This window comes from Micromonospora sp. NPDC000442 (genome assembly GCF_042898635.1).
GTDB lineage: Bacteria > Actinomycetota > Actinomycetes > Mycobacteriales > Micromonosporaceae > Micromonospora.
Map to the genome: position 1 here is coordinate 169,226 of NZ_JBIAYZ010000009.1, position 18,325 is coordinate 187,550.

Here is an 18,325-nt window from a genome sequence, read left to right on the forward strand (position 1 = left end):
GCGCACCACCCTCATGCCGGATCCAGGGCGACAAGTGGCTGGTCGTACTCCACCGGCTGTCCGTCGGGGACCAGGACCTCGAGAACCCGGCCGGGCTGGTCCGCGACGATCTCGTTCATCAGCTTCATCGCCTCGACGATGCCGACGACCTGCCCGGGTCGGACCAGGTCGCCGACGGCCACGAAGGGCGCGGCGCCCGGCTGCGGCGACCGGTAGAAGGTGCCGACCATCGGCGAGCGGACGCTGGTGCGGGTCGCGGGGGTCGCCGGCGGCGGGGCCGCGGCCGGTCCGACCGGAGGGCGGGGGGCGGGGGCGGCGACGCCGGAACCCGTGGTGCCTGAGGGTACGACCGGGTCCGGGCCGACCGACCGATCCCACTCCACCTCCAGCTCGGCGTCGCCGAGGCGCAGCCGCAACCGGCGCACCGGGTCGGTCAGTTCGGCGATGAACTGCTGGGCGTGTCGGCGCAGTTCGGCCAGGGCGGCGTCGGCCGTCGGGTGCCGGCCGAGTTCCGGACCGGCGACGCCGTCGGTCCGGTGCCCGGTCTCGTCGTCGGCCCGGGTCGTCGGTGCGGTGCGGGCGAGGGGTGTGCCGTCGGCGCCGGCCCGCCCGGCCGTCGCCTCGTCCGCTCCGGGCGAGGGCGCGGCGGACGACGGCGGGGAGACCGCCACGTCGACCGCCGGGGCACCGGCGACCGTGGGCACGGCGCTCATCGGGCCTCCGCTCGGGCACCGGCACGCGCGGCGCCGAAGCGGCGGAAGCGCCGTCGCCGTCGTTGGACGAGGGTCACCGCCGGGACCTCCAGAAGCGGCAGCAGGTTCGCCAGCAGCGCCCGGCGGACGGCTCGTGCCGTCGCCTCGGGGTCGTCGGCGGCGGAGCCGTCCGGTTCGGGAACGACCTCGTCGACGACCCCGAGCCGGCACAGGTCCGGCGCGGTCAACCGCAGGGCCCGAGCCGCCTGCGGCGCGGCGGTGCGACCGGGCCAGAGGATCGCGGCGCAGCCCTCCGGACTGATCACCGAGTAGACCGCGTGCTGGAGCATCAGCACCCGGTCGGCCACCGCCAGGGCGAGGGCACCGCCGCTGCCACCCTCCCCGGTCACCACGGTCACCACAGGTGTGGGCAGCACGCTGAGGGTCAGGATGTTCTCCGCGATGGCCGCCGCCTGGCCGTGCTCCTCCGCCTCGATGCCCGGATCGGCTCCCGGGGTGTCGACCAGGGTCACCACGGGCAGCCCGAGTCGGGCCGCCAGTCGCATCAGCCGCAACGCCTTGCGATGGCCCGCCGGGGTGGCCATGCCGAAGTTGCGGGCGGCCAGCTCGGCGGTGGTGTGTCCCTTCTGGTGGCCGATCACCATCAGGTGCCGGCCGTCGAGCCGCGCCAACCCACCGACAACCGCCGGACAGTCGCCGCCCAGCCGGTCGCCGTGCAGCTCCGTGAAGCCGTCGAAGGTGGTCTCCAGGTAGTCCAGGGTGGTGGGACGGCCGGGGTGCCGGGCCAGGCGTACCGTCTCCCAGGCGTCGCGGTCCGATGCCCGGGACGGGTGGACCGGGCGGGTCGCCTCGGGTGGTGGAGCGGTTACGCCGAGCCGCTTCGGGGCCCGGCGGCCGGTGGCGGCGAGCAGGGCCGCCAGTCGGGCGCGCAGCGCGTGCCGGGGCACCACCATGTCGACCTGGCCGTGCCGCAGCAGGAACTCGGCGGTCTGGAATCCCTCCGGGAGGTGGCGTCCGGTGACCTGGCGGATCACCCGGGGGCCGGCGAAGCCCATCCGGGCGCCGCTCTCGGCGAGTACCAGGTCGGCGCTGGTGGCGAAGGAGGCCGCCACCCCGCCGTAGGTCGGATCGGTAAGCACGCTGACGGTGAGCAGCCCGGCCTCGCGCAGCCCGGCCATCGCCTGGCTGACCGTGGCCATCTGCATCAACGACAGCGCGCCCTCCTGCATCCGGGCTCCGCCGGAGGCGGTGACCAGAACCAGCGGGACACCAGCCTCCAGCGCCTGCTCGGCGGCACAGGTGATCAGCTCGCCGACGGCGCAGCCCAGACTGCCGCCGAGAAACCGGAAGTCCATCACCGCGAGCGCACAACGCGACCCGCCGATTGCGGCGGTGCCGCAGAGCACCGCCTCCGGCAGGCCGGTGTCGGCGCGGGCGGCGGCGAGCCGGTGCAGGTACGGCAGGGCGTCGACGAAACCGATCGGGTCCACCTCGACCGCGCGGTCCAGCAGCGGCCGGAACGACCCGGGGTCGACCAGTTGGCTGACCCGCTCGGGTGCGGCGAGTCGGGTGTGCAGGCCGCACTCCGGGCAGACGTCGAGGTTGCGGCGCAGCCGCTTGCGGTAGAGCAGGGCGGCGCAGCCCCCGCACCGGGACCACAGGGTCTCGCCCGAGGGCGCGGTGGCGGTCACGGCCGGTGCCCGTCGAAACTGTAGAAGCAGCGCGCCATGGCGTCCCGGGGCGAACGCCAGTCCGGCAGGTACGGCGAGATGTACGAACTCAGCCGGCTGCTTACCCGGACGAACTCCGGGTGCTCCCGAACCGCCTCCACGGCACCGTCACCGGCCGACTCGGTCTCGATGAGATGCACGTACAGGTCATTCAGTCGGTACAGCGAGCGATGCCGGACCCCCACCAGGCGGGGCAGTTCGGTCGTGTCGGACTCGGCGAAGATCTCGGCGACCGCCGACTCGGCGGTCGGTACCACCTTCGCGACGATCAGCGTTCGGTCCATGCTGGTCCTCCCCCATGGGCCGGTGGACGCCACCGGAGGTGCCCGGACGGCTGCCGCCACGATGCGGAGCACCGCGTCACCCGGGCGTCACCGACACGCCCGGAAAGAACGAGGGTCGGTGACGCTGAGTTGACGGAAGCTGTGGTTCAGCTGAGCGGCCACGGAGACCATGATCGGCGAGATTGACCAGTTCAGAGGCGGTCTCACAGAACCAGAAGCGTTACATTGCCGACAACATCGTTGACTCAGAGTAACTGCTATTGATAATCTTCACGGCGGTCAGACCCGGCAGCGCACCCCGCGTGCGACGGCCCAGCGAGTCGACAGTGGCGTCACGGCGGCCACGCCGGGACCCGGCCGAGACCCGCAACCGACGCGTTCCGCAGGGGGTGCCGCCGTGGCCGCCGTTCCGCCCACGCCCACACCCACCACCGGCCAGCCCCACGACGTCGACATCCGGCTGCATCTGCTCGGCGGCTTCCGCCTGACCCACGGCGACACCCCGGTGGCGGTGCCCCGCGGCCTGCAACGGATCATCGCGCTGATCGGGCTGCGACCCGGCGCCACCCGCACCCACCTCGCCGGCCTGCTCTGGCCGGAGGCCACCGAGGAACGGGCGCTGTCGTCACTGCGGACCGCATTGTGGCGACTGCGTCAGGATCCCTACTGCCCGCTGACCACCGCCGCCGACACCGTCCGCCTCGACCCGCTGGTCCGGGTCGATGTCGACCTGCTCGTCGATACGGCCGGCCGGGTTCGCGACGGCCACGCCCCGGGCGACGCCCCGGAGGCCCTCGCCGCCGGCCGGCACGACCTGCTGCCCGGCTGGTACGACGACTGGGTGCTGGCCGACCGCGAGCGGCTGCGCCAGCTCCGACTGCACATGCTCGAACAGGTCGCCGGCCAGCATCTGGCCGCCGGGCGGCACGGCGAGGCGTTGGAGGCGGCGCTGGAGGCGATGGCCGCCGAACCGCTGCGCGAGACACCGCACCGGCTGGTCGTGCGCATCCACCTCGCCGAGGGAAACGCCTTCGAGGCGGTGCACGCCTATTACGTCTACCGGGATCTGCTGCTGCGGGAACTGCGACTGGAGCCGTCGCCGGCGATGAGCGCGCTGCTCGCGGAAACCCTCGATCCCATCCGACGAGCCAGCCGTCCGACAAGCGAACCCCGCCGGCACATGGTCACCCGCGCCGCCTCCTCCGGCCCGATGACGATGCGTCACCGCACCGATCCCGGACGTTGACGGGCAGGTGACTACGCGGACGACAGGGTGGGGGCCACAGCGGCCCGGCACCCGGTGTCCGTCCGGGCCGAACCACCGGTGAGAGGGATCCGATGAGCCGTCTAGTGATCGTCAGCAGAATCATCCCGGGCGCGGAGGGTCGCGTGGCGCAGATCTTCGCCGAGTCCGACGAGACCGAACTGCCCAGCCTGACCGGGGTCCGCCACCGGTCCCTGTACTGCCTGCACGATTTGTGCGTACACCTCATGGAGACCGACGACGTCGGCGCCGACGCCCTCGCGGCGGCCCGCAACCATCCGTTGTTCCAGCAGGTCAACGAACGGCTGTCCGCGCACACCTCGCCGTATCTGCCCACCTGGCGCTCGCCGCGCGACGCGATCGCCAACTGCTTCTACCGCTGGGACGGCGCGGACGTTCCGGCGCCGCGTGTGGCCGGCTGACCGGGCGGGAAACATGACGACCCGAGCACCGCACGTCCTGGTCATCGGTGCCGGCACCGGCGGCCTCTGCCTGGCCCACGGGCTGCGCCGGGCCGGAATCGGCGTCGAGGTCTACGAACGACACCGGGCCAGGGGCGAGGGACTGCTCGGCTACCGGGTGGGCATCGGTCCCACCGGCAGTCGGGCCCTGCGTGACTGCCTACCGCCCGAGCTGTTCGAGATCTACCTGGCCACCTGCGCCCGCTCGCCCCGCTATTTCAACGTGCTCAGCGAGAAGATGCGCCACACCGCGTCCTTCGCGCTGCGACCGGACACCCACCCGGTCGACACGGAACGGTCCGTGGCCCGGATGACGCTGCGCCAGGTGCTGCTGACCGGGCTGGAGGACGTGGTGCACTTCGACCGGACCTTCACCCGGTACGAACAGCACGACGACGGCACGGTCACCGCCCACTTCGCCGACGGCGGCACCGCCACCGGTGACCTGCTCGTGGCGGCGGACGGTACGCACTCGGCGGTCCGTCGCCAGTACCTGCCGCACGCCGTCATCCGGGACGCCGGCACGGTCAACATCGCCACCCGGGTACCACTCACCGCGCACACCCGGTCCCTGCTGCCGGAGAGCGTGCAGCGGGGCATCTCGCTGATCTTCGGCACCGGCGGGGTGATGGGCGTACTGCATGTGATGGAGTTCAAGTGGGACCGCGACGGCCGCCTCAAACCGGAAACCAGCTCGGCGGACGCGAAACTGCTCACCGACTGGCCGGGACTGCGGCACGACCCGACCCGCGACAACATCAACCTGGTGGTGTGGAGTACGGCCCGCCGGTTCCCGTCGGACGTGATGCGGCGTCGGGGCACGGAGTTGATCGAAGTGGCCCGGGAGCTTACCGCGAACTGGCACCCCCACCTGCGTGAACTGCTCAGCCTGGCGGACCCGGACAGCGCCTTGCCGATCCGGGTGTCCACCTCGGAGCCGGTGCCACCTTGGAAGAGCAGCACCGTCACCCTCCTCGGCGACGCGATCCACACCATGACGCCGGGGCGCGGCGTGGGAGCCAACACCGCACTGCGCGACGCGAATCTGCTGCGGCGGCAGTTGATCCTCGCCGCCGCCGGCGAGAAGAACCTGGTGCAGGCGGTGGCCGACTACGAGGCGGCGATGGTGCCGTACGGCTTCGCCCGGGTCGCCGACTCGCTGGGGCGTAGCGGCACCAACGGTGACGATCGCATGTACCAGCCGGTGTTCGGACGGCTCGCGTTGCTCGGCGCCCGGGGATACTTCCGGGTCACCAGCCGGGTTCCCCGGTTGCGGCGCAAGTTCGTCGACGACTTCTACACCTACCGAGGTGAGCAGGACTGATCCTCATCGTGACCTCGGCACCGACCTGGTGCCGGGGTCGCGGCCTGTCAACACCCGCACGGCGACCACCACACCGTCCGTCCCGTACCGGACACCTGCCGTAGCCTCCGCCCGTCCGGTACGGACTGTTACCTGGCCTGCCTGTCGTCCCGGCCGCGCGTGTGCGAAGCTGCGGCGAGTTTTTCTCGCGACGATCCGGACGTGAACCTCAGGGAGGGTTACCGTGGGCGAGTCCTTCGGGAGCTGGTTGATACTGCTCGTGGCGCTGCTGGCAGGGCTGGCGGTGGGCTGGGTGCTGCTGCGCGGTCGGCGGGCGGAACCGCCCGCGCCGACGGGCAGTGAAGCCACCGCTCCGGCACCGGCCGAGGCCGAACCGGCCCCGGCCGCCGCCGAGGCGACCGCCAGCACCACCGAGGAGCCGGTGGCCGGTGAGCCCGCCGAGGAGCCGGTGGCCGGTGAATCCGCCGAGGCGACGCGGGCCAGCGAACCGCTCGCGAGCGACGCCGACCCGACCTCCGTCCAAGAGGGATCGACGGCGGACGCGACCGCGGAACCGCGACCGACGGTTGCCACTCCGCCGGTCCGGCCGACGGCCGCCGCCGAGCCCTCGGCGGTACCCACCGCAGCCGACCCGGTGGCGACCGAGCCGGTCGCGGCAACCGACCCGCTCACCACGGAGCCGGTCGCCGCAGCCGAGCCGGTCGCTGCCCCGGCCGACGACTTCCGGCGCATCCAGGGGGTCGGGCCGAAGATGGCGGCGGCGCTGCACGGCGCGGGCATCCGGACCTACCGGCAGCTGGCCGAACTGGACGAGGCCGCGCTGCGGGAGACCGTCAAGAGTGCCGGGCTGCGCGCCACCGCCAGCCTGGCCACCTGGCCTCAGCAGGCGAAGGTGCTGGCCGCCCAGGCCGACAGCGCGTCCTGACAGCCCCGGGGCCGCCGGTCGCGGAACGCCCTCGCGGGCCCCGCAACCGGCGGCTCCGGCGTACGCCATTTCGGTGACCGACCCCGGTCAGGTCACGATCGGGCCGGGGCGTGGTTACGGTCGGTACGCCGGCTGCGCGGCCATCGCACTGCCTCCCATCGTGGAGAGGCCGGCCCGTCGAAGTGTCGCCGGCTGCCGGGAGTCGTCCGTGCCGTTCGTCCAGGAAGAGCCCGGACACCCACGGCGGCCCCCCACCCGCGGCCCGGCCACGCCCCGCCGGGTCACCCTCCTGGAGCTGTTCTTCGATCTGGTCTACGTCGTCGCGTTGGCGCTCATCTCGCGCGACCTGGCCCACGAGATCACCTGGTACCGACCGTGCGCGGCGACCCGAGGATCCAGCGACGGGCAGCGCGGGTCTTCTGTTGGTTCGCCCTTTCGGCGGTGCCGTGGATCCTCGGCGCGTTCGTCTCCGAGGACGCCCGGATGGCGCTGTGGCTGCTCGCCCTCGGCATCGACTATCTCGGGCTGCGGCTGGCCTATCCGGTGCCCGGGATCGGCACCGTGCCCGCGGCCCAACTGCGGGTGACCGCCGAGCACCTCGCCGAGCGGTACCAGCAGTTCTACACCATCGCCCTGAAGGTTCCCAACCGGTTCGTCAGGACCGCGCCGTACAGCCATCTGGTGATGGTCGCCGGGGTGGTCACCACGGCGGCCGGCTTCGAACTGGTGCTGCACGCCCTGCCCGCGCGTACCCCGCCCGCCTGGGCGGCGGTCATCCTGGGCGGTCCGGCCCTGTTCCTGACCGGCCGTGCCTTCTTCGAGCGCGAGGTGTTCAACCGGATCTCGCCGTCGCGGCCGGGCGGCGTGCTGGCCCTGGTGACCGTGGCACCGGCGGTGCTGTTCCTGCCCCCGCTGACCGCGTCACTCGCCGCCATGCTGGTGCTCACCGGGGTGGCGCTGGCCGACCTCCGCCACAGCCGCAGCCGTCCGCCCGAGGCGCCCACGCCGCCGTAGGTCACGCCGGCCTCCGTTAGCCGCTCGGCTCGTCTGGGTACAAGGCCCACACCTTGCAACCCACCCCCGAATCCGTGGAGGAAGCCATGCGTGGCACGTCGATATTCGGAGTCCTCGTGGTGATCTGGCTCGTCATCGGCGCCATCGCCGCCGGCCAGCGCGGCTACTACAGCGACGAGGAAGCCAACTGCGCCGAGGTCGGCACGATCCTGGTGACCATCGCCGCCGGGCCGCTGAACTACGTCGGCGCCAACCCGAAGGTCGACTGCGACCTGCCCCAGCCCTCTCAGTGAGCCCGGTGACGCACGAACAAGGCCCGTGCCGGCTTCCGGCACGGGCCTTGTTCGTCCGCGGGTTGCGGCTGCCGAAGGTCGGCGCTCAGCGGAAGCAGTGCGCCACCGGCACCTTGCTTCCCGCACAGTTGGTCGGATTGTTCTCGATGACGACGCTGTCGTCATCGATCTTGACCTGGGCCCGCTCTGCCTGGATCCCGCCGGCCTTGACGGTGGACTGGTTGCCGATCACGCGGCTGCGGTAGAGCGAGGTCGAGCCCGCCGTCACGAACAGGCCCGCCCCCTGCGACCGCTTGCCGACCGCGGTGTTGCCCTTGACGTCGCTGCCCCGCACGAGCAGGTTCGACTTCTCGGCGTGGATGCCGCCGCCGTTGCCGCGCGTCGTGTTCCCGCTGACCACGCTGTCGTCCACCGGCAGCAGGCCCTGGAAGGTGGAGATGCCGCCACCGGAAACGGTGGCGACGTTGTCCCGGACCGTCAGCTGCCGCAGCACCAGCACCGCGTCGGAGTTGGCCAGGCCGCCGCCGGTCTCGGCGCTGTTCTGCGCCACCAGCGTGTCGAAGACCTTGGTACGGGCGGAGAAGCTGGCCAGACCACCGCCCTGTCCGGCGTTGTTCTGCACGAAGGTGGAGGAGTAGACGTCACCCGCGGCCCGGAAGTTGGCCAGGCCACCGCCGTAGCTGACCGCGCTGTTGTGCCGGAACTCGGTGCCGTGCATGGTCATGACACCACCGTTGAGCAGGCCCCCGCCCTTGCCCTGGGTGCCGGCGGCCCGGTTGCCGATCAGCTTGCTGTCACGGATGAGCAGGTTGCCGTCGTTGAAGATGGCACCACCGCCGCCCTCCGCCGACAGCGAGGTGCTGCCGACGACGGTGACCCCTTCGACGACCGCCGTGGCACCGTGCACGATGTGGATGCTGCCGCCTTCCGCCGCCGAACGGCCGTTGCGCAGGGTCACGTCCCGGAGGGTCAGTTCGCCGCCGTCGCGGACGGTGAAGAAGCGGAAGTCAGGGGTGTTGACCCCCCGGGCGATGGTCGCGCCGGAACCTTCGATGGTGATCCCGTGGTAGATCACCGGCAGGCCGGCCTTGTCGTCGGCCGGGTTGCGCGGTGGCGCCTCGGCGTCGCCGGGGTTCTCGGCCGCATCGGCGGCCTCCCGCGCGTCACGGATGCCGCCGTCGTACTCGTCGGGCTGCTGGAACGCGTGGGTCAACGTGTAGGTGCACTTCTCCGCCAGTCGCAGCGTGGCACCGCCCTCGGCGTTCGCCCGCACCAGCGCCGCGATGAGCCGGGCGGAGTCGCAGGGCACCGGCACCACCTTGCCGTCGGGCGCGCGCCCGTGGTGACCGGTCGACCCGCCGGTCGCCCTCCCCGGGCCGTCCGGGGTAGCGCCGGAGTCGTGCCGCCACTCCGGCCGTTGCCGGTCCGGCCCCCGGCGTGGCGGTGTCTCGTCGACTCCGGGTACGTCATCCTGAAACATCGCGGCGGGCCGGCCCGGGTTCGGTGCCGCCGGGTCACGGTCGGCGGCCGAGGCGGTGACGGCGGTCAGGCCCGCCGCCCCGGCCACCAGGCTGCCCGCCACCAGGCCACCGGCCAGCAACCACCGGGACCGCCGACCGGGTCGGGTGGACCCACGGCTCCCTTGGTACGTGGACATCAGCGCTCCTGCCTCTCGTGCATGCGGAAACACGGCCGCACCGAATCGGGCGCGGGGTGGCTGACATCGCCTCAGCCCACCAGAGGCCACCGTACGGCGACACATGGCACAAATCAGGCATAGGTGAATGAGTAAGCCATTCGGCTTCACATCTACTTGGAGCCGGCATCGACGGCGCCGCTCAACCTCCGACGTGAATGCCGGGACGGCGTGCCGGATCAGGCTCGGACTTGCGCAGGATCTCGCGCACCACCGGCGGGGTGTCCCCCCGACCGAGGATGAGATAGCGCAGCAGGTGGGCGATCGGGTTCCCCTCCGACCACTCGAAGTGGGCGTGCGGGCGTACCCCGGTGGCGTCCCGCAGCGCCAGCAGGATCGCCGCGATGGCGTTTGGTGCCGCCGGGCTGCTGGCCCGCAGCACCCGGTAGCCACCCACCTCGACGCCGCACACCCGCAGCACGTGGCGGAACCCGGAAGGGTCCACCACGTCGATCTCCAGGAAGAGCACGTCGGTCGCTCCCGGGACCGGGTTCAGGCCCCGCTGCGCGCGCTCCTTGATGGTGTACTCCTTGACCGCCCCGCTGCGCCGCTTGTGGGCGATGACGTGCAGCCGCCCGTCGTGCGCCACCGACTCGGCGACGAACCGCCGCGCCGTCTCGTCGAACTCGACCCGCTCCGCCCGGAGCTCCGTGGTGCGGGTCACCCGGGACACCAGCGACACGGCGATGATGCCGAGGATGAACAGTCCGGAGATGGCGATCCCGTCCGGTTTCTCGATCACGTTCTCGACCAGCGCGTACAGCAGCACCAGGGTGAGCACCGTGAAGCCGGCGGCGACGCCGCGTTGCCGGCGGCCGGCGGCGGCGATGGCCACCGCGACGGCCGCCGAGACCATCATCGCCAGGATCCCGGTGGCGTACGCCCCCGCCTGTGCGTCGACGTCGGCACGGAACACGACGGTCAGCACGATGCAGACAAGCGTGTAGACGATCACCACCGGGCGCACCGCGCGCGCCCACTCCGGCGCCATGCCGTACGAGGGCAGGTAGCGCGGCACGATGTTGATCAGCCCGGCCATCGCCGAGGCACCGGCGAACCAGAGGATCAGCACGCTGCTCACGTCGTAGGCGGTACCGAATGCCTCACCCACCTGCTCGTGGGCGAGATACGCCAGCGCTCGCCCGTTGGCGGCACCGCCCGGGGCGAACGCCTCGGGCGGGATCAGCACCGCGGTGACGAAGGTGGTGGAGAGCAGGTAGACCGACATGATCAGCGCGGCGGCGGTGAGCAGCCGCCGGGTGTTGCGGATCCGGGCGGCCAACCGGGCCGGTGCGTCGGGCCCCTCCCCCGCCACCAGCGGCATCATGCTGACCCCGGTCTCGAACCCGGACAGGCCCAGCACCAGCAGCGGGAACGCCAACGCCGCGGTCAGCGCCACCTGGCCCGGACCGCCGCCCGCGGTCAGCGCCGCCGTCCAGTCCGCCAGCGGACGAGGATCACCGGCCAGTTCGACAAGTGACACCCCCACGATCACCGCGTTCAGCCCGAGGAAGGCGGCCACCAGCGGTACGGCCACCGCCACGGCTTCCCGGAAGCCGAGCAGGAACACCGCGCCGAGAATCAGCAGCAGGACCACGGTCACCCCGACGGCGACGCCGGTACCGCCGAACCACTCCGGCAGGTACGGATTCTGCAGCACGTGCACGGTGGCGTCGGCCGAGGAGAGCGTGATCGTGACGATCCACGAGGTGGCGACGAAACCGAGCAGCACCAGCACGAATATCTTGCCGCGCCAGAACGGCAGCAGGCGTTCCAGCATCGCCACCGAGCCCTGGCCGTGCGGACTGTCCCGGGCTACCCGGCGGTACATCGGCAACATGCCGAACAGGGTCAGTGCGACGATCAGCAGGGTCGCCACGGGAGACAGTGCACCGGCGGCCAGGGCGGCGATGCCGGGCAGGTAGGACAGGGTGGAAAAGTAGTCGACACCGGTCAGGCACATCACCCGCCACCAGGCGTGCGACCGGGTCTGTCCCTCGGCGGTCTCCGGTCCGACCGGCTGCACCCGGTGGACGAACAACCACCGACGCAGCCGGCTCTCCGGTGCCACCGGGCCGGTCGGGACGGCCACCCGCTCGGGCACGGTGACCCGCCGCCCCGCCCGTTCCCCCTTACGCGTCGGATCCCGCGCGGCACGCAACCCCGGTTCCGGCGCACCGGTCGCCGGGCGGCGGCGTTCCCGGCCCCGTCGCGCTCTCGTCCCGTCCCCCATGCCCCCGCCTCACCGTTGTCGAACAGACCGTAGGTGGTGGTTCGGTCGGTCAACCGGTCCGCTCCCGGTCAGCCGCCAGCCGGAGCGGTCAGCGCCCGGGCCAGGTCGGCGGGGTCGGCCACGGTGACCGTCATCCCGGGATGGCGGGGCCACCGGCCGGGCAGCAGAGCAGGCACCGGTCGCACGAAACGGACACAGAGCCCGGCGGCCGTGGTGGTGCCGAAGGTGACGCCGGTGTCGGCGCCGGACAGGTGCGGGCCGATCACCCGCCACCAGCGGTACGGGCCGCCGCTCTCCACGCCCGCGACGTTCTCCCGCTCGGTGCGTAGCTGCCAGGGGCCGAACCGGACCAGCAGTTGAGCGGAGTCGACCCGCACCCAGGCGGTGCCGGGCCGGACGCCGATCAGCGCCAGCAGCCAACGGAACCGCGAGTCGAAACGGAACTCGAAAACCTGAGCGGTCATCTCCGGGCTCCGCGGCCGGCACGGTCTCCCGGCCGCGCGGGGCGGGGTGGGGCGGCGGGGCGCGGTCGCGGCCGGGCGGCAGGACGGCGCCGGGACACAGCGGTCATGGTCGCGGCGTACCCCGCAGGGACCGGCCGACACCCCCCGGGCCGGCCGGCCCCTGTTTCCCCGTGGTCCCCCCGTGGTCCCCCGTGTCCCCCATCTCCCCCGTGCCCCCCGTGGCCGCCTCCGGACGTTGCCGTCCGGGGCTCGGGTCGGATGCCCCCGCGCCCCTCGGGTGGACGGAGCGCGGGGACCCCCCGTCCCGGTTACTGCAGGAACGCCCCGAGGGGCGACAGCAGCAACCGACCGAGCGCGGCGGCCGTGTCGTCTAGCCGCCTGCGCTCGCGCTCATGCTGGTGCGGGTCGTGCCGGCACCGCCAGATCCGCTGCGCGTTGCGCCAGGCGACATCGCGCGTGTAGTGGATCAGTTCGCCCTGATACCAGTCGTCGATCTCGCCGTTGAGCATGTCGATGAGCAGTTGCCACTGCTCGAGGTAGCCCCGACGCAGGCCGGGGATCTTGTCGGCGAAGATCTTGTTGATCTCCAGGTAGTCCCGGTGCTGGTCGCTGCCGTCGACCGGCTCGGACTCCAGGTGGTCGAACGTGGTGACCAGCGCGAACGGAAGGTCGAAGTTGATGTGCGCGTTGACGCCGGCCGCCGCCGATGGCAACGGTCGGGCGTCCGGCCCACGCATCCGCTCGAACAGGCACGACCAGGCCCGGGGCGTGCTCGGGCTGGCGTCACTCCACATCCGTAACGCGTCGAAGTAGCGGGCCGCGAACTCGACGTCCAGCCGGGACAGGAAGACCGGGTCGACGAACCGGTCGGCGTACAGCCCGTCCAGCACGCTGGAGGTGATGGTGAGATACAGCTTGTTGAAATCCGCCAGTGGGCAGCTGTCCAGCAGCGGAGGCAGCCGGACCAGCATGTCCTGAAGCTTCGTCAGGTGGTCGACGACGGCGGGCACGTCGGTCGGATGATCGGCCAGCAGGTCGACGATGTCCCGGTGCACCGGCCCCCACGCCGGCTCACCACACCCACCGCGCTCGCTCATGTCCCCTCCAGGCTGCTCCCCGGCGTCGTCGTGCCCGTTGCGACGCCGGGCCCCAGCCTTTCAGGCGTCCGCTGCGCGGACATCAGTAGAACGACGTATCCGACACCTACGCCCGACTACGCAGGAAGATGGCGCTGGCCTGGACCCGGGTACGTACCTGAAGCTTGTCGAAGATGTGTGACATGTGGACGCCGATGGTCCGCTCGCTGATGAACAGCCGCTGACCGATCTCCTTGTTGGTCAGCCCTTCGGCCACCGCGGCCAGCACCTCACGCTCCCGCGCGGTCAGGGCGGCCAGTTCCTCACCGCCCGATCCGTCGGGCGTCGCGGCCCCGACCGCGCCGCGTTCCTCCAACGCGACCCGGGCCCGCCCGGCGAGCGTACGGATCTCGTCGGTCAGCGGCACCGCCCCCAGCGCCTGCGCCGACTGGTACGCCTGGCGCAGCAGCTTACCGGCGGTGGCGGCCTTGCGGCGGCTGGCCAGCAACGCCTCGGCCTGACGCAGGCGCGAGTACGCCGCCGGGTACGGGTGGTTGCGGTGGTCCCACTCGGCCGCCGCCCGCGCCCACAGCTCCGGATCGGCGCCGTCGAGCCGGCTCACCTCAGCGGCGCACAACGCCAGGTAACCGTCGATCACGTAGCGCACCGGCCGGGCCGCCCGCTCGCTGCGTGCCGCCACCCTTTCGGCGATCCCACGCAGCCGGCGCACCACGTTGTCGTCGACGGCGACCGTACGGCTGGCGTGCGCCTCCGCCTCGGCGCGCAGCCCGTGCCAGACGAGCACCGCGAGGATGACCAGGTCGTCGGAGCGGGTCTCGGTCAGACCCCGCTGCACCGCGTGTCGGGCCACATCGTGCCGCCCCTGCCACATGGCCAGCCCGGCCCGCAAGGTGAGCAGCGGGATGACGTGCCGGGCGCCGCCGCCGGCCAGGATTGTCGCCACGGCGTCCAGATCCCGGTCGGCCGCCTCGACGTCGCCGTAGCCGACCGACAGCCGGCAGCGGGCCAGCAGCAACTCGACGGCATCCGCGCCGGAGGGACGGTGCCGCAGGGCCGAGGCGACCACCTTCTCCGCCTCGGCCCACTGTCCTACCCGGAACAGCCCATTGGTGGCGATGGCCAGCAGCCGGGTCTCGTAGGACCGACCCAACCCCAGCTCGGCGACCCGCTCGGCACCCCGGCGGGCGACCACCACACCCTCCTCGAGGATGTTCAGCGGCCCGGTCAGCAGCTCGGCCAGGTGCAGATAGGCCAACGCGACATCCTCCGGACGACCCGCCCGCTCGGCGGTGGCCAGTGCCCGTCGCAACACCGCCAGGCCCGCGTCCGGATCCTGGCGGTACGCCTCGGAGAAGCCCAACGCGGCGCTGGCCAGCACCACCTCGGTGGTCGCCCCGTCCACCTGCTCGGCCAGGGCAAGCGCCTCCCGCGCCCGCTCGCCTGCCTCGGCGTACCGGCCGAGTTGCAGCAGCAGCTCCGCCAGTCGGGCGGCGGCGGTGGCCCGCTGCCCTGGTGTGCAGTCGGCGGCGGCGAGCGCCTGCTCGTACTCCGCCTCGGCCAACGCGGAACGGCCGGCGGCGGCGAGGTAACGGGCCCGCCGGATGTGCAGCTCGCAGGCCGGAAGGTCGGTGTCGGCACCGGCCAGCTCCTCGAGCAGGGCCAACGCGCGGGCGTACTCACCACAGTGGTGGGCCGCCTCGGCCGCCCGCCCGAGCAGCGTGGGCCGGTCGACGCCGGGCAACCCCTCGGCCGACTGCAGCGCCACCGACCAGTGTCGGTGCGCCTCGGCGTAGCCGTAAAGCCGCTCCGCCTCCTCGGCGGCGGCCATCGCCGCCGGCAGCGCCCGCTCCGGCTCACCGGCCAGCCGCCAGTGATGGGCCAAGCGGGCCTGATGCAACTCGGCCGGTGCCGAGGTCAGCGCCTCGGCGTAGCGCCGGTGCAGCAGCGCCCGCTCGGCGGGGAGCAGCTCATCCTCCAGCACCTCGGCGACGAGCCGGTGGCGTAGCCGGTAGCCGTCGGCCGAGCCGACCAGCAGCCGATGGGACACCGCTGCCCGGACCGCGTCGAGCAGCTCGTGCTCCGGCAGCCCGACCACCCGGGCGAGCAGCCAGTGCTCCACCGGTTCGACGCCGGCGGCGACGGCGTGCACGGCGCGGTGCGCCGGTCGGGGCAGCGCGTCCACCCGGGCGAGGAAGACCTCGCGGAGGGTGTCGGAGAGCCCGTCGCGACCATCGCGCAGTTCCCGGGAGAGCTCCTCGACGACGAAGGGGTTGCCGCCGCTGCGTTGCCACAGTTGCTCGGCCGCCTCCGGCGCCAGGTGCCGACGCATCACGGTGGTGGCCAACTCCTCGGTGCCGGCCCGATCCAGCGGGGCCAGGTCGAGCACCCGCACCGAACGCAGTCGGCGCAGCTCGGTGAGCACCCGACGCAGCGGATGCGCCCCCTGCAACGACTCCGACCGCACCGCCGCCAGCACCGACAGTTGCAGGTCACCGAGGCCGGCGAGCAGGTAGAGCAGAAGTTGGCGGGTCGTCCGGTCGACCCACTGGAGGTCGTCGAGTACCAGCACCAGCGGGCGGCCACCGGCGATCACATTCAGCCCGCGGGACACCCGCTCCAGCAAGGCACCCGCGCCGTCCGGGCCGGCCCGGTCCTCGGCGAAGACCCCGAGCAGCGCGCGGACGGACGCTGCGGCCGGCGGGGCGAGGTCGGCGTCGAGGCGGCGCAGCGCCTGTCGCAGGGGATGCAGCGGCGAGGCGTCGCCGATGTCCAGACAGGACCCGGTGAGCACCAGGGCACCCCCGTGGCCCAACTGCTCGCCGATCTCGTGCAGCAGGCGGGTCTTACCCACGCCACTCTCACCGGTCAGGAACACCGCCGCCGTTTGCCCCGGCGTGACGTCGTCGAGCAGCGCGGATCGTACCGTCGCCATCAGGTCGTCCCGACCCACGAGCGGTGTGGTGTCCACGTCGCTGGCCATGGCTCGCAGCCTAGTCACAGGTTCCGTCCCCGTTCTACAGGTGCCTCCCGTCAGTCCTACTCATCGCGTCGACATTGCGACCAAAGGTTGCGTTCGGCCGACATACGTCGTTCTGCCGATCCGCCGTCAGACCAGCGGTGACAGGCTCCGGACATCGTCAGCGCGTACGGGGGGAGAGGCAGGTGCGATCTCCATGCCCAGTTCTGTTGTCGCTGGTCAGGTAGCCGTCGAGCGAGTGTGTTGGCCCGTGACGGAGGAGCGGCGGACCGTCACGGTCCTCTTCGTCGACATCGTCGGGTCGACCCGGTTGGTCGACCGGCTCGACCCGGAGGACGTCCGCGCCCTGCAACGGGCCTACTTCGGCACCGTCGCCCGGGTGCTGCGGCGGTGGAACGGCGCGGTGGAGAAGTACGTCGGCGACGCGGTGATGGCTCTGTTCGGTGCGCGCCGTGCTGACGGGTGGGACGCGTACCGGGCGGTGCGCGCCGGGCTGGAGATCCAGCGGGCGCTGGACGGCCGCCCGCTGGCCTCGGCACCGGGCCTGCGGGTCCGGGTCGGCGTCGCCACCGGTGAGGCCGTGGTCGACCTGGCCGTCAGCCACGACGGCGGCCACGGCGTGGCCAGCGGTGCAGTCATTACCCTCGCCGCCCGGCTACAGGAGCACGCCCCGCCCGGCGGGGTGGCGCTCTGCCCGGCCACGCATCGGGCCGTCGTCGGGCTGATCGCACAGCGCCCGGTCCCGGCGGTGACCGTCACCGGCAAGGCACTGCCGGTCGACGTCTGGCACGCCACCGGCACGGAGCGTCCCCGACCGCTGCGGCACGACCTCCCACTGCTCGGCCGGCGACGGGAGTTGGCCGTCGCCCGGGAGTACCTCGCCGAGGCGGTGCGCGGGCGCGGCGACCGCCGGGTGCTGCTGCTCGGTCCGCCCGGTAGCGGGCGCAGTCGCCTGTTGCGGGAACTGGCGCGGACCACCCGCACGCTGGGCGGTGTCCCGGTGCGTTGGTCTTCGACGACCTGCCCGCCCTACCCGGAGGGGCCGCTGGCGCCCGTCGCGGACCTGGTCCGTGGGCTGGCCCGAGCCGGCGTCAGCGACGACCCCGAGACGGTACGCCGCCGACTCGTCGCCGCTCTGACGGGTCTGGTGCCGGCCGACCTGCTGACGCCCGCCCTGAACACAGTGGACGCCCTGCTCAGGGTGGCCGCCGATCCGGCGCAGAGTCCGCCGGGACATCCGTCGGCGAGCGAGCCGCAGCCGCAGAGCGGTTCCCCGACAGCCGCTCAGGCCCGCGCGGTGAGCTATTGGCGCGAGGTGCTGCTGAGCCTGGCGCGGCGGCAACCGGTCGTGGTCGCCGTCGACGATCTCGACCGTGCCGCACCGGCGCTGCGCCGCCAACTGGCCACGCTCGTGGAGTTGGCCGACGAGCGCGACGTGCCGCTGGTGCTGGTCGCGACCGGCACCCAGGAGCTGGGCGCTGCCGGTCCGCCGGCGGCCAAGGTGCGCCTGTCCCCGCTCGACACCATCACCACCGGCCGGCTCCTGCGCCGACTGCTGCGCCGGTCCGGTCAACCGGCCGGATTGGCGGCCCGGCTGATCCCGGTGACGGGTGGCAACCCCGGGCGGGCGGTGGCCTACGTCCGTACGCTCACCGGGGGCGAGCCCGGGGAGTTGCCCGTACCGGAATGTGTCCGTCGGGTCGTCGAGGCCCGGCTGGATCGTCTCGACGGCGGTGCGCGTGCGGTCCTGACGGCCGCCGCGCTCGCGCCGGGCCGCACCGTCGCGGAGCTTGCCGACGTCCTCGACTGGCCGCCGACCCGGGTGGCGGCGGAGCTGACCACCCTGACCG

At 72.7% G+C, this 18,325-nt stretch carries 14 protein-coding genes and 2 pseudogenes; 8 read left to right on the forward strand and 8 right to left on the reverse strand.

All coding sequences use genetic code 11. From position 1 onward, the window contains the following. Positions 1 to 11: 11 nt before the first annotated feature. Genes accB through ACFY2A_RS16925 form a run of 3 tightly spaced genes read right to left on the reverse strand, consistent with a single transcriptional unit; the run spans position 12 to position 2,727 of the window. The gene (accB, locus tag ACFY2A_RS16915) at positions 12 to 713 is read right to left on the reverse strand and encodes an acetyl-CoA carboxylase biotin carboxyl carrier protein (RefSeq protein ID WP_387172539.1); all 702 of its coding nucleotides are present in this window, start codon (positions 711 to 713) and stop codon (positions 12 to 14) included. After that, complete coding sequence (locus ACFY2A_RS16920) at positions 710 to 2,404, reverse strand: acetyl-CoA carboxylase carboxyltransferase subunit alpha (RefSeq protein WP_387172541.1); 1,695 nt, start codon at positions 2,402 to 2,404, stop codon at positions 710 to 712. The genes accB and ACFY2A_RS16920 overlap by 4 nt, the downstream gene beginning before the upstream one ends. Continuing rightward, the gene (locus ACFY2A_RS16925) at positions 2,401 to 2,727 is read right to left on the reverse strand and encodes a TcmI family type II polyketide cyclase (RefSeq protein ID WP_387172543.1); all 327 of its coding nucleotides are present in this window, start codon (positions 2,725 to 2,727) and stop codon (positions 2,401 to 2,403) included. The genes ACFY2A_RS16920 and ACFY2A_RS16925 overlap by 4 nt, the downstream gene beginning before the upstream one ends. Before the next feature lie 397 nt (positions 2,728 to 3,124). On the opposite strand from ACFY2A_RS16925, the gene ACFY2A_RS16930 reads away from it, so the two are divergent. The 7 genes and pseudogenes from ACFY2A_RS16930 to ACFY2A_RS16960 all read left to right on the forward strand — a co-directional run bounded on the left by ACFY2A_RS16930 (position 3,125) and on the right by ACFY2A_RS16960 (position 8,008). Then, positions 3,125 to 3,973 (forward strand): BTAD domain-containing putative transcriptional regulator, encoded by an 849-nt coding sequence (locus ACFY2A_RS16930; RefSeq protein WP_387172545.1) that lies wholly within the window; start codon positions 3,125 to 3,127, stop codon positions 3,971 to 3,973. 92 nt (positions 3,974 to 4,065) lie between these two features. Beyond that, positions 4,066 to 4,413: a TcmI family type II polyketide cyclase gene (locus tag ACFY2A_RS16935; RefSeq protein ID WP_155220223.1), complete on the forward strand. Its 348-nt coding sequence runs from the start codon at positions 4,066 to 4,068 to the stop codon at positions 4,411 to 4,413. Positions 4,414 to 4,426: 13 nt separating this feature from the next. Further along, positions 4,427 to 5,776, forward strand: a complete 1,350-nt coding sequence (locus ACFY2A_RS16940; protein ID WP_363919793.1) for an NAD(P)/FAD-dependent oxidoreductase — start codon at positions 4,427 to 4,429, stop codon at positions 5,774 to 5,776. A 223-nt stretch (positions 5,777 to 5,999) separates the two neighbouring features. After that, positions 6,000 to 6,701, forward strand: a complete 702-nt coding sequence (locus tag ACFY2A_RS16945; protein WP_387172548.1) for a helix-hairpin-helix domain-containing protein — start codon at positions 6,000 to 6,002, stop codon at positions 6,699 to 6,701. Positions 6,702 to 6,909: 208 nt separating this feature from the next. Further along, a pseudogene (locus ACFY2A_RS16950) lies at positions 6,910 to 7,029 on the forward strand (hypothetical protein); the annotation flags it as partial. A gap of 47 nt (positions 7,030 to 7,076) precedes the next feature. Further along, positions 7,077 to 7,715, forward strand: a complete 639-nt coding sequence (locus ACFY2A_RS16955) for a low temperature requirement protein A (protein ID WP_387172551.1) — start codon at positions 7,077 to 7,079, stop codon at positions 7,713 to 7,715. A gap of 86 nt (positions 7,716 to 7,801) precedes the next feature. Beyond that, a complete protein-coding gene (locus ACFY2A_RS16960) occupies positions 7,802 to 8,008 on the forward strand; it encodes a hypothetical protein (RefSeq protein WP_204006432.1) in 207 nt (68 codons plus the stop codon). Positions 8,009 to 8,093: 85 nt separating this feature from the next. Here the strand turns inward: ACFY2A_RS16960 and ACFY2A_RS16965 are convergent, their stop codons facing one another. The 5 genes from ACFY2A_RS16965 to ACFY2A_RS16985 form a co-directional block, all read right to left on the reverse strand. After that, entirely contained in the window at positions 8,094 to 9,665 is a 1,572-nt protein-coding gene (locus tag ACFY2A_RS16965) for a hypothetical protein (protein WP_387172553.1), read from the reverse strand. 181 nt (positions 9,666 to 9,846) lie between these two features. Next, complete coding sequence (locus ACFY2A_RS16970) at positions 9,847 to 11,937, reverse strand: amino acid transporter (protein ID WP_387172555.1); 2,091 nt, start codon at positions 11,935 to 11,937, stop codon at positions 9,847 to 9,849. Positions 11,938 to 12,005: 68 nt separating this feature from the next. Next, on the reverse strand, positions 12,006 to 12,401 hold the full coding sequence (locus ACFY2A_RS16975) for a hypothetical protein (protein ID WP_387172557.1): 396 nt from the start codon (positions 12,399 to 12,401) through the stop codon (positions 12,006 to 12,008). 308 nt (positions 12,402 to 12,709) lie between these two features. Then, positions 12,710 to 13,498, reverse strand: coding sequence for a DUF5995 family protein (locus tag ACFY2A_RS16980; protein ID WP_363919805.1), 789 nt, complete (start codon positions 13,496 to 13,498; stop codon positions 12,710 to 12,712). A gap of 106 nt (positions 13,499 to 13,604) precedes the next feature. Further along, the gene (locus tag ACFY2A_RS16985; RefSeq protein WP_387172559.1) at positions 13,605 to 16,478 is read right to left on the reverse strand and encodes a helix-turn-helix transcriptional regulator; all 2,874 of its coding nucleotides are present in this window, start codon (positions 16,476 to 16,478) and stop codon (positions 13,605 to 13,607) included. 193 nt (positions 16,479 to 16,671) lie between these two features. On the opposite strand from ACFY2A_RS16985, the pseudogene ACFY2A_RS16990 reads away from it, so the two are divergent. Further along, positions 16,672 to 17,868 (forward strand): annotated as a pseudogene (locus ACFY2A_RS16990) (AAA family ATPase); the annotation flags it as partial. Positions 17,869 to 18,325 lie beyond the last annotated feature (457 nt).